10 protein-coding genes and 1 pseudogene are annotated in these 16570 nt (G+C 40.2%); 2 read left to right on the top strand and 9 right to left on the bottom strand.

From position 1 onward, the window contains the following. A pseudogene (locus HC643_RS11005) lies at positions 1–124 on the bottom strand (high light inducible protein); the annotation flags it as partial. A gap of 586 nt (positions 125–710) precedes the next feature. Between HC643_RS11005 and HC643_RS11000 the strand changes: the two are divergent. Next, a complete protein-coding gene (locus tag HC643_RS11000) occupies positions 711–3836 on the top strand; it encodes a hypothetical protein (protein WP_038082462.1) in 3126 nt (1041 codons plus the stop codon). Between the two features lie 155 nt (positions 3837–3991). After that, positions 3992–4642, top strand: coding sequence for a hypothetical protein (locus HC643_RS10995; RefSeq protein WP_038082461.1), 651 nt, complete (start codon positions 3992–3994; stop codon positions 4640–4642). A 45-nt stretch (positions 4643–4687) separates the two neighbouring features. Here HC643_RS10995 and HC643_RS10990 read toward each other — a convergent pair whose 3' ends face one another. The 8 genes from HC643_RS10990 to HC643_RS10955 form a co-directional block, all read right to left on the bottom strand. Beyond that, positions 4688–6961, bottom strand: coding sequence for a GumC family protein (locus HC643_RS10990; RefSeq protein ID WP_202048604.1), 2274 nt, complete (start codon positions 6959–6961; stop codon positions 4688–4690). A gap of 703 nt (positions 6962–7664) precedes the next feature. Then, entirely contained in the window at positions 7665–8627 is a 963-nt protein-coding gene (locus HC643_RS10985; protein ID WP_038082459.1) for a ribonuclease Z, read from the bottom strand. 121 nt (positions 8628–8748) lie between these two features. Further along, the gene (locus HC643_RS10980) at positions 8749–8967 is read right to left on the bottom strand and encodes a hypothetical protein (RefSeq protein ID WP_050045671.1); all 219 of its coding nucleotides are present in this window, start codon (positions 8965–8967) and stop codon (positions 8749–8751) included. A 131-nt stretch (positions 8968–9098) separates the two neighbouring features. After that, the gene (locus tag HC643_RS10975) at positions 9099–10985 is read right to left on the bottom strand and encodes a sensor histidine kinase (RefSeq protein ID WP_038082458.1); all 1887 of its coding nucleotides are present in this window, start codon (positions 10983–10985) and stop codon (positions 9099–9101) included. Positions 10986–11085: 100 nt separating this feature from the next. Further along, the gene (locus tag HC643_RS10970; protein WP_038082456.1) at positions 11086–11763 is read right to left on the bottom strand and encodes a response regulator transcription factor; all 678 of its coding nucleotides are present in this window, start codon (positions 11761–11763) and stop codon (positions 11086–11088) included. Positions 11764–12188: 425 nt separating this feature from the next. Further along, positions 12189–12896, bottom strand: a complete 708-nt coding sequence (locus HC643_RS10965; RefSeq protein WP_082051687.1) for a hypothetical protein — start codon at positions 12894–12896, stop codon at positions 12189–12191. Positions 12897–12912: 16 nt separating this feature from the next. Next, on the bottom strand, positions 12913–14325 hold the full coding sequence (locus tag HC643_RS10960; RefSeq protein ID WP_038082454.1) for an HlyD family secretion protein: 1413 nt from the start codon (positions 14323–14325) through the stop codon (positions 12913–12915). A gap of 51 nt (positions 14326–14376) precedes the next feature. Further along, positions 14377–16545, bottom strand: coding sequence for a peptidase domain-containing ABC transporter (locus HC643_RS10955; protein WP_038082453.1), 2169 nt, complete (start codon positions 16543–16545; stop codon positions 14377–14379). Between the last annotated feature and the right edge of the window lie 25 nt (positions 16546–16570).

Here is a 16570-nt window from a genome sequence, read left to right as displayed (position 1 = left end):
TCATAGCCAAGCGACCATTCCATAACTCAGCTTGAGGGTTCCAACCAAAAAGGAAAGCATTACGGTCAACGCCGTTGTATTCTGTAGCAACTGGTGGTAAATCGGTAGCAGGACGAGTTTCCATTTTGTGACTCCCTTTAATTTTCTTTTATCGTTCCGTGTGACTTTAATGTAGCTACTTAAAACTTTCCTGCTTTCTGCCAATGGGAACAAACTACGCCCATCTCTCACGGACGATTATATTGGCTGTATTTTTTAGTGAAATCCACCTACAGGGAGTGCAAAAAAAGTAAATGTAAATAAATGTAACATAGATGACAGGATGTCAAATTATTGTCTGCAAATCCTCTTTGAAAATATAAAAATTTTGATGATTTAGCCATTTAGAAATTGACTGAATTAATAACAAGGGATTTTTATGGATTTCCAGCCACATACAAGCGACTTTCATCATAATTTCTTGAAAAACAAAGAAATAGATTCATTCTTTAAATTCTTATACTTGAAAGTAGGTAATTTAATCAGTTACTGGATGTCGATCGCCCATTAGATGAATAAATTCTACCTCTCGCTGGAGTCAGTTTTCAAACTTTGGAGGGATGCTTGAAACACCTAAATTCCAGGATTCTAAGCATAAAGAGTTGGGTATTACAACATAGTGTTAATTTTATTAATCCCACTGACGTGAGCGATACGAGGAAGGAATTAGAATGTTTCATAGTACGCACGTAGTACTGGCACTATATAAGTCATTCTTTTGGGTGGCGCAAGAGCCAGTTGTTAACCAGCCAGATATCACCTTTGGACCGCGCTTTTTTTTCGCGTTGGTTTCTGGTGTGATCCTAGCTTTTGCCCTGCAACTGGTTTTAACAAACCTTTCTGTTGCAGCTGGTATCTCCTACTTAGGTCGTTCCTCAGACTCAGATGGAGATAAAGACCACAACGAGGTAGGAAGTGTAGGTGGTACCATCCGCAAAATTGGCACAGCAGTGGGCCTGTGGACAGTAATTTCTGTCACCATTGCTCTTGCTATTGCTTGTTTCTTAGCAGTGAAGCTCAGTCTTTTGGATTTAACTCCAGGATTGGGCGCAATTCTGGGTTTGGTTATTTGGGGAGCGTACTTTTTACTGCTGGTATGGGTGAGTTCAACGACAGTTGGTTCCTTAGTGGGCTCTTTGGTTAATGCGGCGACTTCCGGCTTACAGTCAATTATGGGGACTGCAACTGCTGCTTTGGGAGCGAAGGCTGTCAATCAGCAAGTGGTCTCAACTGCTGAAGCGGCGGCGGCGGCTGTGCGTCGGGAGTTGGGTAACGCTATTGACCCCGCCACTTTGCGCGATAGAGTGGAAGACTATTTAGATATGGTGCGCCCACCAGAACTAGATTTGTCTCGGATTAGAGGGGAATTTGAAAATCTACTGAGAGACCCGCAACTACTTGCGATCGCAGGTGGTACAGCAGCAGGTGGTGCAGCGCTCCGCAACATTGACCGTCAAAAATTTGTCGAATTGGTTAGCAGCCGTACTGACTTGTCCAAACGGGATGTTAACCGTATTGCTGACACATTGTACGGTGTTTGGCAACAGGTCGTAGGTCAGCAACAACCGCTACAAGATCGTTTTGGTGAGTTGGCTGATTATCTTAAATCCCTTCCACCGGGACACAGCAGGACTGATGAACTCAATGCCAAGCTGGATCGGTTGATGGAAGAAATGCGTTCCACAAAAGATGCAAACCAAAGGGCGACTCAAGAAACTGCCCCCGGTCCGATTCAGAGGACAATACAGCAAGCAATAACGGCACTGACTGGTGTTGTTATGGGACGTGCAGATTTATCTGACTTAGATGTAGAAAAAATTCTAGGTGCTCTTACCACTGCTAAAGATAAAGTATCAGAACAAGCAGATAAATTAGGGCTGCCCACACCAAAGCAGCCGTATAGCCCCATTCGTGCTGATATAGAAAATTACCTCCATAACACTTATACTTGGCAACTGAGTTCGGATCGAGTCGCCCAAGAGTTTCGTGAAGTTATTTACGATGCAGCTGCCGATCCGGGAACGGTGCGGCGAGAGTTGGAGCAAATTCAAAGAAGCGATTTCGTTAACATCCTGCAACAGCGAGGTCTGCTGACTCAAGCAGAAATTCAGCGTATTTGCGATCGCTTAGAAGCAGTCCGCCAGGAAACGATCGTTGCAGTGACTGCGGAAGAAGAAAGAGAGATAGTACAAGACTTGCAACGTCGCGTCGAAAGCTATCTCCTCGTCACTCCCAAGTCAGAGTTAACTGCAGAAAGCATTCAGAGGGATTTCAAAGCTCTGCTCGAAGACCCAGACGCAGACCATGAAACTCTCGCTCGACGACTCGCTCAATTTGACCGTCAGGAATTGCGGGAAACCCTGTTAGAGCGGAATGACATTTACCCAGAAGAAGCAGATACAATTCTTGACCAGTTAGAAAAACAGAGAGACCAAGTTTTAATCGAATCCCAAGGAGTGGCAGAACAAGCGAGATATCAAGCAGAAACACTGTGGTTGAATTTGAAGTCTTACCTGCGGAACACTGGCAAAGATGAACTCAATCCTGATGCTATCCGCGTCGACCTCAAGAGATTGCTGGACGATCCACAAACAGGGGTTTCTGCAATTAGAGCACGCTTATCTCGTTTTGACCGCGATACCTTAGTCAAATTACTGGCTCAACGGCAAGATTTGAACGAAGACCAAGCAAACCGTATCTTAGATACTGTTGAACATTCTTGGACTAGCGTTCGCCATGCACCAAAAACTGTAGCAGATAAAGCTCAGGCACAATACGATTCTGTCACAACAACAATTGCAGATTACCTGCGAAACACTGGTAAAGACGAGCTCAACCCTGAAGGAATTCAACGAGATTTAAATAGACTGTTGCAAAACCCCAGAGAAGGAGCTATAGCACTGCGCCGTCGTTTGTCTCAAGTAGATAGAGATACACTGGTGAAGTTGTTGAGCCAGCGCCAAGACTTGAGTGAAGAGCAAGTCAATCAAGTCATCGATTCCGTACAAACATCCATTCGCGATATAGTGCGTGCGCCCCGTCGTCTGGCGACCCGCACTCAACAACGGATGCAAAATTTCCAAACTTATTTGGAAGAGTATTTGCGCCTCAGTGGTAAGGAAGAACTGAATCCTGAAGCTATCAAGCGCGATTTACAACTCCTGCTACACGATCCTGGTGTGGGGTTGGAAAGCTTTAGCGATCGCCTTTCCAAATTTGACCGTTCCACCATCATTACTTTGTTGAAATTGCGAGAAGACTTGAGCGATGAGGAAGCAGCGCGAATTGCAGATACCATGATTTCCGTGCGCGACCAGTTTGTCGAACAAGTGCGGGGAATTCAACGGCGCATTCAAGATGTGATTGATGGAATTTTTGCTCGCATTCGCAATTACCTCAACTCCCTAGATCGCCCGGAATTAAACTACGACAGCATTAAACGCGATGTTCGCAAATTGTTCGACGATCCCCAAGCAGGATTTGAAGCTTTGCGCGATCGTTTGGGGTCATTCAATCGCGATACAATAGTCGCAATACTCAGTTCCCGTGAAGATATTTCAGAAGCAGATGCCAACCGCATTGTAGACCAAATTGAACGGGCAAGAAACAGCGTCTTGCAAAGAGCAGAACGCATCCAGCAAGAAGCACAGCACCGCTTAGAAGAAGTGAAACGCCAAGCGCAACGCCAAGCAGAAGAAACCAGAAAAGCAGCCGCATCTGCAGCTTGGTGGTTGTTTACAACAGCACTCGTCTCAGCCGCGTTTTCCGCAATTGCAGGAGCTGTTGCTGTTGCTTAAATGAAAAGTTTGTCTCCGCTTACTTGAAGAAAGCCTCTCTTGTTAAGAGAGGCTTTTTTCTTACCCATTTTCTTGCCAATATCGCGACAGGGGGTAGTACTATAAAATACCTTTGTGATCCATACTAAAAATTGCTCCCTTTGCAAAAAATTGCTATGGATCGATTGGAGGAACTCATACGCCGATTAGTTGAGGAAGCCTGCGGACACCCCCCAGGAAGCCAAGAACGCCAAAAACGGCTGACACAGATTATTCGCTTGACATCCGGTAAACTCTGGAGAGAAACCACTCCCTTCTACCAAGACGCACTGCAACAAACGTGGTTGTACTTTTGTCGAAATCTTTGTGAAAGTACAACGGGTCAAGCTTACGACCCCGAGCTAGGTAGTATTGTGACTTGGCTGAATGTTTACTTGAGACGCAGATTGCAAGACTTTTATCGCAATCAGCAACGACAACAAGCTAGAACAGTTTCTGCAAATTTCAGCCAATCCCGCTCGGGTGAGGATATTGAAATCCTCGATCCTGTAGATAACCTAGCCGCTGAACCTGATGTTCCTCCCATTTTAGAAGAAATCAAGTTATGGGTCGAGACCGATCCTGATGGAGAGTTGAGCCGCAGTCACATTCAAGGTCGTTCTGATGTGACTTGTCAAGTGTTAATTTTGAAACGCTTACCACCAGAAGTTGGTTGGAAAGAACTCTCAATAGAATTTGGCTTGTCAGTTTCTACATTAAGCAGTTTTTATCAAAGGCAATGTCTTCCTCGCATGCGAAAATTTGCAGAAAAAGAGGGTTATTTGTGAGTGAGTGGAACCGCTTGACAAAACTATATACCGAAGAGAGATAAATTAATATACTGAGCTATTAACTCCATTGGCAATAATGCCAATTAAATTGAAGTTACTTAAAACTTCCGTGGCTTCAACCAGTTCGGTAGAAGTTACCTGACCGAGGCGTCCTACGAGCGCAACTCCTTTGCAGTAGGAAGCCATAAGTCTGGTATTAACTGTTCCAAGAATAGAAGGAGCATCTACCAGCACCATGTCATAATTTTGCTCAAAAAACTGTAATAATTCTTTCATCCGTGTAGAACTTAATAATTTAACCGAGTCTTCTGGTATCGGTCCGGCGGTCAAAACATCAATGGAGGGGTGGACGGGTTGAACATATTGTTTGGCAGAAGCGTTTGTTTCTTCAACTAATAATAAGGATAATCCCCAATCATTCGAGAGCGCTAACATTTTGTGCAGATTGGGTTCGCGCAGATTAGCATCAATCAGTAACACCCGTCGATGCATGCGGGCGGCGCTGACTGCAAGCCCCAAGGCTAAAGTTGATTTACCTTCTCCTGATATTGCTGAAGTTACCATTAAAGACTTGCAAGGAGAAGAAAACCCTAACTGAATATTTTGATACGTCATATCAAGGGTTTCATGGGATTGAAAACAAAGAAGGGAATCTTCTTCAAGCACTGCTTTTGTTGACGAACCAGTCAATATTCTCTGTACAATAGAAGGCAGGCTGAATTGTTTCTTCTCTATGCTCAATAATGATAGCTTTGGAACTGTTCCCAATAAACGAAGATGGGACAAATTTTGTAAATCTTGTGGAGAAGAGATGGTATCACTTAAAGTTTCCGAGAGTACAGCAGTTCCAATCCCTAAAATGGGAGCAACTAGCGCCCCTATAAGTACGATAAGAAATCTATTGCTACCCAGGTAAGCTCCTCGCTGGGGTTCTTCTAAGACCTGCAATTCATATCCTCCTCGATCGACTATCAATCCTAAAGATTGTTGTGTTGTCATTAGATGCTCGAGGATTTTGCGATGAGTTTCTACTTCTGGTAACAGACGGTTGTATTCTGCAATTAGACCGGGATATTTGTTAAGTTCCAACTGAATTTGAGATTCTGATTCAGTCAAGCTCTTTTCATTAGCACTGAGTCCCAGTACAGTTGTCTGCACTTCTACAAGCTCTTCCACCAGTTTTGAATCCATCCCTACTCTTTGACCTTTCATGGCTAGAGGTGCTTCTATAGTGATAGATTCAGGAGCAAACAACTGCTTTTGTTTCAGTAAAGTATCAGAGAGTGCTTCAGTTTTCTCTCCCAGTGTTTGCTCCATCTCTTGTTGTAAAAGAGCAACTTGGTTTTGGCGCTGCTGAATTAATTTTTGCACAGTAGGAGAGTTTTCTGTATAGCGCAGTCGTTCTTGAGCTAAAGTCAAGTCTGTCTTTTGAATTTGTTGGACGAGTGTTTGATAGCGCGGCGATTGACTCAGGCGAAAAGAGACGATCTCCTGAAGAGGGTAAGAATTTATTTCTTTTTTAAGATTGCTGTAACGCGCTTGTGCATCTTGAAGTTGGGCGCGAGTCAATCGTAGCTGTTTTCTGACATCAGCAAGAGATTCTAAAAGGATTTTGCCTTGTATTTCCGGGTCAAGTAAGTTATGTTTTTTCCGAAATTTTTCTAATTGAGTCTCAGCTTGAACAATTTCCTTTTTAACTTTGGGTAAGCGCTCGTTTAAAAAGGCAATCCATCTGGAAATACGTTCTTTTTGCTGTTCTATTTTAGAATTTTGATAGACTTTCTGTATAGCTACAAGAACTTTTTGTGCTTTAACTGGATCGTTATCTTTATAAGAAATCTCAAAGATTTCAGTCAATAGTTTATTATTTTCTGTATTCCCTTCTACTTTCGTCACACTTAAACGTCCCTGTTTACCTGCGTTTCCTCGGATATCTTCTACTGTAAGATCCGGATAATCCGATCGCAGGGAGTCTACAACCTTTTGTAGCAGTCTAGAACTCAGCATCAGCTTTAACTGAGAAGTGCGATCGATAACTTCAAAAGTAGGATCGACAGCTTTGTTTTCTACTCCTTCTTGAAGGGAATTGGACCGTCCTCCCTCAGAAGAGCGAGAACTAACCATTATTTGCATAGAACTTTGATACGTTGGTTTTGTCATAAAAGCCAAAACGCTTGTCAAAGACATGACTATGCAATAAACACTGAAAATCTGTCTGCGCCGACGCAGTAGAAGTTTAGAGAGCTTTTTGACTTCAACCGTACTTTTTTGGGATACTAAAACTATCTTCCCACGTTCCAAACCAATATCAGTCACTATCAAGTTCCTCTAATATCAAAATGATTTTTTACACTGTAGGGAGAACAATATCTGTCAGTTTTTTGACTGAACTATAATTCCTTACTGAAGAAATGAGGCGTAAGTGAGTTGGATCTTCAATAAAGAATTATTGTCGATATAGCTAATAACACGTGCAATATCCAACCTCTAACATTTTTCTTTTTCATTTCAACCTAAGTTAAAATATCTCAATCGTCAACTCTTTCTTTTAATCTTTATAATATTGTTGATAATCTTTCTTGTATTGCTTTGTTGTTACTAAAAAACCTATTTAGACAGCCAATCATACAGATAAATATATATTTCCAAGTAAGCTACACATAGTAAAAGGTGTATTTTCATACTTGAAATACAATGAAAATCTCAAAAATATTAAATTGATAAATTTTGGAAATTAAAGTTTTTGTAAAAAGTTTTAAAGATTTGCGGATCGTCAAGTTTTGAAAGCGGGAAACCTACCTTTAAGAGTAATTAGAAACACTATTTATATGAAATGTTCAGTTTTTGGCCTCATCATATACCAATACGGTTCAGATAAGACTCAATCCCCCCTTCTTCAAAAGCAGGGCTTACGCAACCTCAACGGTAGTTTGGAGATTTCATCCCTTGCAAAGGCTCCATCTTTCTCCAACTCTAGAAGGAACGCCTAAGCCGCTCTGAAAAAGTAGGTCTTTACGAATCATGAATTAGAAAATGATTTTTCTCCTTTCTCTCGCCGTCTGGGTACTTCATAGGTCATAAAATCATAAGCCATATCTGTTTTGGGAAAAATAGCACGAGCTTCTTCAAGTAAATCCTTCAACTCTATGGAATTTCCGGGAGCATAACGAGGACTGAAATGTGTCATAATCAACCGATGAGCTTTAGCTCCTAAGGCTGTTTGCGCTGCCATTGTGGTTGTGGAATGCAAGCGCTGAAAAGCTAACTCTGAATCTTGATGGGCAAAAGTGGCTTCATGAATTAAAACGTCAGCATCCTGTGCCAACTCCACTGCATTGTCACAGTAAATTGTGTCTGTACAGTAGGCAATTTTGCGCCCAATTTCTGTAGGTCCGCACAATTCTTTGCCATTGATGACTCGCCCATCTGCAAGAGTGACTGTTTCACCACGTTTGAGTTGTCCGTAAATGCGTCCGGGTGGAATTTGCAACTCTTTGGCTTTTTCAACATCAAAACGTCCGGGACGGTCTTTTTCCGTGACTCGGTAACCAAAGGTGGTGACCCGATGATGTAAGGGGTTGCAAGTCACGATAAATTCATCATCTTCGTAAACAATTCCGGGACGGACAGCATGAACTTTGATAGGGAAGGAAAAGTGGGTGTGGGAGTGTCGCGAAGCTAGTTGTAGATAGTCATTTAATCCTGGTGGACCATATATGTCAACGCGTTCCACACTACCAGCCAAACCACAGCTTGCAAGCAGACCCATTAAACCAAAAATATGGTCGCCGTGCATGTGGGTGATAAAAATTCGGGACAGTTGGCTGACTTTTAGGTCACTCCGCAAAATTTGATGTTGGGTTCCTTCGCCACAGTCGAATAACCACAACTGCGCTCGTTGCGGTAGTCTTAAAGCAACACTGGAAACATTACGCGCTCGTGTGGGTACACCTGAACTGGTCCCTAGAAATGTTATCTGCACAGCCTTATTTTGCCTTCCTCTTGCTGAATTTAGCACCAATATCTATATATTGACACTGGTCGCACTTAACTGACGGCAATTCTATGGGAAGTTTGTGAAAACGAAGGCACCTCTGCTGGAATTAGAGGATAGGAGCATTTAGAGTATAACTAAGTACGTTTGGAAATTGCTCGAAAAATCTCGTACCTGATGAGTCTGTATTGGTTCTTGGTGGTTTTTGATTGCCTGGGGGTCGGTATTCCGCTACAACTTGAGTTAACAAAAGCATAGCTGTCAAAATACCAGTTGTTAAAAATTGAGTATTTAACAGCTTGTGAAAAAACCATTTCCTACGATCCATATTCACATCCTCCCCGGTATTTCACTGAGGAAAGGTAATCTTTTAAAAATTTTGTTTGATATATATACTCATTTTAGTAGGAGATTAGCGAACTAACTTATATTCTTAACTATAATTTTTATCTAAATTGACTACCAGCAGCAAAACTTTGTTACAGGCCAAGATAACTCGCAAAGAGTTCCTTTTGGAAAACAAGGACAACGTCGATATTTCCCTTTTAATTGTTTAGCCAAGTTTCTAAACTGCTGAGTTCCCCGACCCTCTTTAGATGAGTTAATTCCCAAGCCATTATCCACGATACTTAAAGTACACCAACCTTCGTGGCTAGTACAAGTAACCTCAAGACGGGTAACACCTCTAGCGTGTTTGCCAACGTTGCATAATGCTTCTTCTAAGAAGCGGCAAAGTCCTAACTTTTGCTCTATACTTAAGCAGCGATCGCTGATAGGGTCAAAACTCCTGATTTTCACTCTAAGTGTTTTAAAACAGGGAAAATCTCGTTCTAAAGTAGAGCTATAAACTTGATACAAAACTTCGTGAATTGGTTCTTGTAAATTCAGCAATAATCCTTTTTTTAAATAAAGACAACTATCTTGAGTTATAGGTTCTTGTTGTAAAAATTCATAAATGCCTCTTAGCTCGTAATTTAACTTTTCCAGTTCGGTTTCTATTTGGAAAACTAATTCGTTTGGTGGTAAGTCTCTGTCTCCGATCAACTTTAAAGTTTTTGCTAAAGTTTGTAATGGTCCGTTATGGATTGTTTCAAACGTCCGTTCAATCAGAGTGAGATGAGCATTTATTCTAGTGCGTAGAGCTTGGTCATACTGATATAAGGCTGTCATACCCACACCATTCAAAACCAAAACAAGTATTGTCGGTACTATCGGAACCCAAAAACCCCATACGATCAGGAGTATATAACTAGCAAAAACAAGATGAAGACTTGCAAAGACAACAGCTAGAAGATTGATGAAAGGCAATTTTGTCAGTCTAGCAAAAAGAATTCCCAACAAACCCCAACACACAATCCACAGATATTCTTGTCCTTCAGACCATGTTTGTAAAAGCGCTCTTCTGTCAAGCACGGAACTGATAATTTGAGAAGTCGTGTGTGCGAGAAGCTCCACTCCATAGATTCGTCCTGGTGCAGGTTTTGTTGATGCAATAGCGGAAGTTGTTAACCAATCTTTGACGCTAGAAGCAACGACACCAATAATAACAATGCGATCGCGTAGCCATTCTGGCTTAAAATTTCCTGTTTTAATATCCTGAAGTGATAAAGTTCTAAATCGTTTTTCACCACTCCGAAAATTCAGTAATACTTGCACCCCACCATCGTCAGCTTGAATATAGCCTCCGGAGTTAGATAAAAACCTAGGTATTTCGGTCTTATCAAATCTTACGGTATTTTCATCATCAATACCATTTTCTAGATAGAAGCCATCTTGATTTAAATAAGCTGTTGCCAATTTTAAAGATAACGATAACTTATAGCCTTTAATTGTAGGTGTTGCTAGCAAGCTGCGTCTCAACTTTCCATCAGTATCAATAATTTGATCGGCAAAACCCACTTGTTCTTCAGGTAATTCTATTGGTGGAGGGACTCGTTCTGGTAAAACTTTCTCTATAGCAATGACATTTTTAAGCTCTTGAAATGCTACGCTCAGTTTGCCATGACCGGGTTCTACAGGAAGATCTCTAAAGAGATCGAGACCAATTGCTCGAGGATTCAAAGAATGCAATTTTCTTAACAAACTAGCAATATCTTTATCTGGTATGGGATAAGTTCCCAGACTACGAATATCTTCTTCGTTAATACCTATAATAATAATGCGTTCATCAACAGGTTCTTGAGGACGCAGACGAAGGAAATTATCAAAAACCAACCATTCTAAAGATTGCATGGAACCGACGAGACGGGTAGCGATTACCAGTCCAATCACTAAAATTCCTGGTAATGCACCTACACGCCAAATGGTAATTTCTTCTTCGATCCTTTTCCAAAATTCTGGCGGCATAAATTGATGCTGTTAGAAGTTTGTAGTTACTATATGTGTGCCCAAGCACTGCTACAAAGGGGAGCCAATAATTTTCAATTTTTCTGACTGAGTCCCTATACTAATCGATTAATCCTTCTTCTCTAGCTCTCATCTCCGTTTGAATCCGAATATTTTTTCCCTCTTCAGGATAAACATTTAAAGCATCTTGTAGCTTATTCCAGTAATGTCGCACCATGCGTTCTGATACGCACATTTGTTCGGCGATCGCTTTATCTTGTAATCCTTGCTCAAAAGCCAAACTTAGGACTTTCAACCACTCAGGTTTAATCTCCAACCCAGCATGAATTCCTTTAATATCTTTTGTATGAGTTAACCCCTGTAAAGCCCAATCAACTCTAATTAACATTTCTTTGCTAGAAAGACTTTTATCAGCCACAGTAAATCCCCCTTTATGAGTATCAATGTCAGGTCTGATTCTTACGAGTGTTCTAGCATGAGCGCTTTGGACAACAAGATTTAAATTGGGGAATTCTTTCATCAAAGTTTTTAGAAGTTGAACACCCGTCTCGGGGCGTGGTGACATCCCTGGGCTATCAGGAATAGATAAATCCATAACCACAAGATCTGGGTTTAATATTCTCACTCGATCGAGAGCGTTTTTAGACGTGAGAGAAGTACTAAATTTAGCCTCTGGATATTGTTTTTGTAATATATCTATAGTTCCGCTTAAAACTGATTCGTGGTCATCAATAACCAAAATATTTATCAAAGCTTTATCTGATGTTACTTGTGTCATATTTTACCTCCGTTAAAATACTATAAGGAACGGGGTATAAATTAATAAATTATGTAAAGTTTAACAGGCTACAAGCAAGGTATGTAAGTAATCTACTATTCGTATTGGTGAAACAAATTCAGGATACTAGTATATAATTCTTAACTTTCTGAATGGAGACAATTTAACACTATGTATGAAAAAGGTTAAGTACTAGAAAGCACGCAATGCTTACCATAGATACACTGAAAAAAGTAAATTGAATTGCTATTATAGTAATCCTAAACTATTTGTTACAAATTCTAAGTACTGTTAGGTCGGAAATGCTTTCAAAAAGCCTTATGTTGGTAGATATACTCCTCTAAACGCAGAAAACTCCCCCACGAGTGTGACTCCCCAACGTGTATTTCATCAACTGAACAAGATTGCTCTATAAGTGAAAAACATCACCAAGAGAAATGCCAATTTATATTTAAGTTCCTGTAGAAATATAAACATTTTCCTGAGGTTAAGAATCTAAAACTTTCACTTAAACAGTCAAATTCTAATTGACTGCAATACAATGTTAATATAGATATATCGGGATAAGTTATTTCCACCACTAATTTCGCTCTATTTTTTCGTTGTTCTAAATTTATGTAAATTAAAATGGGCGTTAAAATGTCTGGTACGGCAATTTTTAATAACTCTTCCAAAGACCAAACTACTATCAAGCTGTGTTCGATAGTTTCATATTGCCAAGTTTTTGGTAAACTGACATTAAAAGATATAAGTGGATGAGACATAGTCCAAGATTCTAGTACACCTTGAATAGCTAAAGGTAAGCTACCTTGAAAATAGGCTGGAAATAAACGTTCGCTTAATTGAGCAAGAGATTGATGTAAATTCTCAACTTTTGTTAAACATTCTTGAGTTCTATACGCTGATAGCTCCCAATCATCTCCTGATAACATTTCTAAATTGCGACGGATCGCAAAAGTTTCCTGTAAAAAATTATCTCGAATAGTTTCTGCTTCTAAAAAAAGTTTGATGGATTGTCTGTAAGACCACCAGTGTAATGCTTCTTGGGTCTTTTGGTAAGATGCAATAAACCTAATGAGGGTAAGGCAGTAGATGATTGAAAATATAACGATCGTACACAATTTCAGCCTCACTAATAGAAAATATATTTTAAATATCTGTTATTAATCTGGCTTTTCTCAACATAAATTCTAGTGCAGTTTCTTCTTTAGAAATAATGTCAGCTTTTGCATCCATTCCAGCTTGAATTGAGCAATGATGATTGTTATTTCCAAAAGAGATAGTTTTTGGTTTGATTGTTGCTTCAAAATAACTGGTTATAGGAGTTGTAGCAGCAGGGGAGGAAGTGGAGGAATTGTTATTTTGAGGAACTATGGCGTCTGGTGAAACAGCCGTGACAACCCCATGGAGAGTCCCGTAATCGGGATAGGGACAAGCATCAACTCGCAACTGAACATTTTGACCAACTTCAACATTTTTGATATCAGACGCAGGAATTATTGCTTTTATGACTAGAGGGGTATTGTGAGGTACGATTTCAGCAACAGATTCTGAGGGACGTACAACTTGACCGGGATTTCGTAGATTTAACTTAAGGATAGTACCGTCACTGGTAGCACGAATTAAGGTATTTTGAAGTTGAAGCTGGTTTTTTTCGAGTTCTTTCTTTGCTTGTTTTATTTGATTGTTCATCTCAATTCTTTTTTGAATCAAAGCATTTTTTTCGCGAAGAAATGCTGCAATAGTTGATTTTCCTCTGACTGTTTCTTGAGCGATTTTCTGTTTGGCTATTGCTACGATCGCTGCACTAGGATTAATTGCAGCTCGAGCGGATTGTAGGTTAGCTTTAGCAATATCAATCGCTCTCTGTTCGGAATCAACGACGGCTTTTGCTTGTTCGACAGCTAATTTTCTTTGCTCGAATTCTCGCTTGCTGACGGCTCCAATTTCTGCAAGTTGCTGATAGCGATCGCGATCCAATTGAGCAAAATCTAAATCGGCTTTAGCTTTTTGTAAATTTGCTTCTGATTTTTGGAGGTTGGCTTGCGATGCTTGCCATTCACTTTGGGTTTTAACTTGTTGGTCGTTATACTCCCTTTGACTGCGTGTTAACTCAGCTTTTGCAGAAGCCACTGTCCATTCTATCACTTTTTTCTCAGCTTCTATTTGATTATCCAAAGCATTGACTTGAGCATCAATTTGAATCAATTGTAATTTGTTCTCTTGTAAATTTGCTTGCAATTGATTGTTTTTAATATGTATTTCTAGATCGTCAAGTCGAGCAATAATGTCACCTTGTTTGACTGTTTGATTTTCTTTAACAAAAATACTTTTAATAGTACCTTCTATTTCTGGTTGTACTAAACGAATATCACCTGTAGGACGTACAGTAGCCCCAGTTTTTACAGTAACATTGTATTTGATATATGAGGAGAGAGCGATCGCAGTACCCACAGTCCCCATTAAAGATATTCCAGCTAAAGAAGTCCAACGACTCACTGGAGGTAGAAACTCATCGTAGTAAGAAGAGGGAAGAAATTTTTGAGTGTGGGTATAGAGCATAATTAGCACCTAATGATTGCTAGAAAATTGTTTTTTTAATAAAACCCTTGATTAATGACGAGTCTTCAGATCGGGAATTAGAAAATCTAAATGTTCGCCTTGCATAGCTTGCAATTCTTCTAGATAACCTTGTATTTTCAACTTTCCACGATCTAACAAAACAATCCAATCCGCTCTGTTTATAACTTGAGGGCGATGGGTAATTAAAATTGTGGTTTTTCCACGACGATGTTGTAGCAATTTATTCAAAACCTTTGATTCACCGACTGGATCGAGTCCAGAAGTTGATTCATCTAAAATCAGAACTGCTGGTTCGGAAACAATCGCCCTTGCTAGCGCAAGTCTTTGGCGTTGACCACCAGAAATATTTGCACCAAATTCCCCTAAAATAGTTTGATATTTGTCAGGGAGTTTGCTAATAAAATCATCAGCATCAGCAATTTGACAAGCTTTTACTATTTGTTCAAAGCTTACGTAAGGTGCTCCCATGCGAAAGTTTTCAATAATAGAACGGCTCCAAAAGTGAGCATCTTGTGGTACGAGAACTACCTGTTGGCGCAAACAATCAAGAGCAAGGTCATTGAGGTTGTAAATTCCAATACGAATATTCCCAGACTGGATCTGATACAACCCTGCAATTAATTTTGCTAAAGTGCTTTTCCCACATCCAGACTGACCTATGAGAGCAGTCACTTTACCGCCAGGAATGGTTAAAGAAAAGTCTTCTAATAGCTCAACTCGACCAGCATAGTGAAAATTAACATTTGTACAAACAATGTCAGCGTCGCTAAGAATTTTGGCAAAAGGCTTTCTACCATCGCCCTCATTTTCTGGTGTAGCATCGATAACTTCTGTTAAACGTTGCGTTGCAGTCTTAGCACGAGTAAATTCGTCTATAAAGGTGATAATAGTACCAATGAATCCTAGAAAGTTATGATTCATAGAGTTAAAGGCAAGTAGTTGCCCTATACTCAAATGTTCAATTGGATTAACTACCAAATTGCCACCAAACCAAAGCAAAACAACGCTACCTGTAGCAGAAACAAAGCTAGAAAAAGTACTATTGATAATGCCAATTTGAATTGTCCGCAATGTTACATTAGAAAGACGGCCAAATCGGCTTTGGAATTCATCCCAAAACTGAGGTGCTGCTGTCGTTGTTTTTAAAGTAAGTGAACCTTTAAAGGTTTCTACTAAAACACCTTGATTTTCAGCTTCTGTGACTAAAACCTCACGAGTTTTTTGTTGTAAAGTAGGCTGAAAAATCACTGTAGATAATGTCATTAAGATAGCAATGAATAAAGCTACAGCAGTGAGTTTCCAACTATAAAAAATCATGAAGCCTAAAGAAACTAAGGAAATAAAAAATTGACTGGGTAAACTCACTACGACTTGAGCAACTAGCTGATTGATTTGGTCGATATCTCGCAGTCGGCTGACAATTTCTCCACTACGACGGGCTTCGTAATAAGCAAGAGGTAGATGCAGCATTTGTCGTCCAAATTCTAGGACTAATCCCAATTGCAGACGTTGGGCGAAATGAGCAATAAGGTTGGATTGTACCCAGGTAAGACTGGTGCTAATAAAGTTCATGACAACAACTGCGATCGCCACAGTTGTTAGCAATTTTGTATCACCTCTAACTAAAACGTCATCAGTTAAGATTTGTAGTAAAAATGGCGAAGATAAAGATAATATTCCTAAAAAGAAGTTTAAGGGTAGAGCTTGCGCTAAAATAGTTCGATAAATCCAAATACGCTTTAAGAAGCGCCAAAAACCTGAAATATTCTCATTTTTTTGGTCAAAAAAGCGTATTGGATCTGGCTCTAATAAGAGCATCAACCAATCTCCCCAACCTTCCACCAAATCTTGTTTGGAAAGATAGCGGATACCTACAGCAGGATCGGCAACAACGCATTGTTTACCTTTCTTGCCATGTAAAATAACCCAGTGATTTCCTTTCCAGTGAATAATAGCTGGTAGAGGTGCTTCATGCAGTCGATCTAAAAGTTCTGGTGAAGTTTTGACTGGGCGAGCATTAAAACCCAGTGTTTCCGCTCCCCGTTTAAGCCCTAGTAAAGTTGTTCCGAGTTGTCCAGTTCCTACTACCTCACGAATATGATTCAGGGTAAAAGTACGTCCATAATGTTTGGCGATCGCAGCAAGACAAGCTGCACCACAATCTTCTTCACTATGTTGTAAAACGTGAGTATATTTCATAATAAACCCAGTATGCTTGTCTTGA

Source organism: Tolypothrix bouteillei VB521301 (assembly GCF_000760695.4).
Taxonomy (GTDB): domain Bacteria; phylum Cyanobacteriota; class Cyanobacteriia; order Cyanobacteriales; family Nostocaceae; genus Scytonema; species Scytonema bouteillei_A.
The sequence above is the reverse complement of the archived record's forward strand: the minus strand, read 5'-3'. Positions and strand labels throughout refer to the sequence as shown.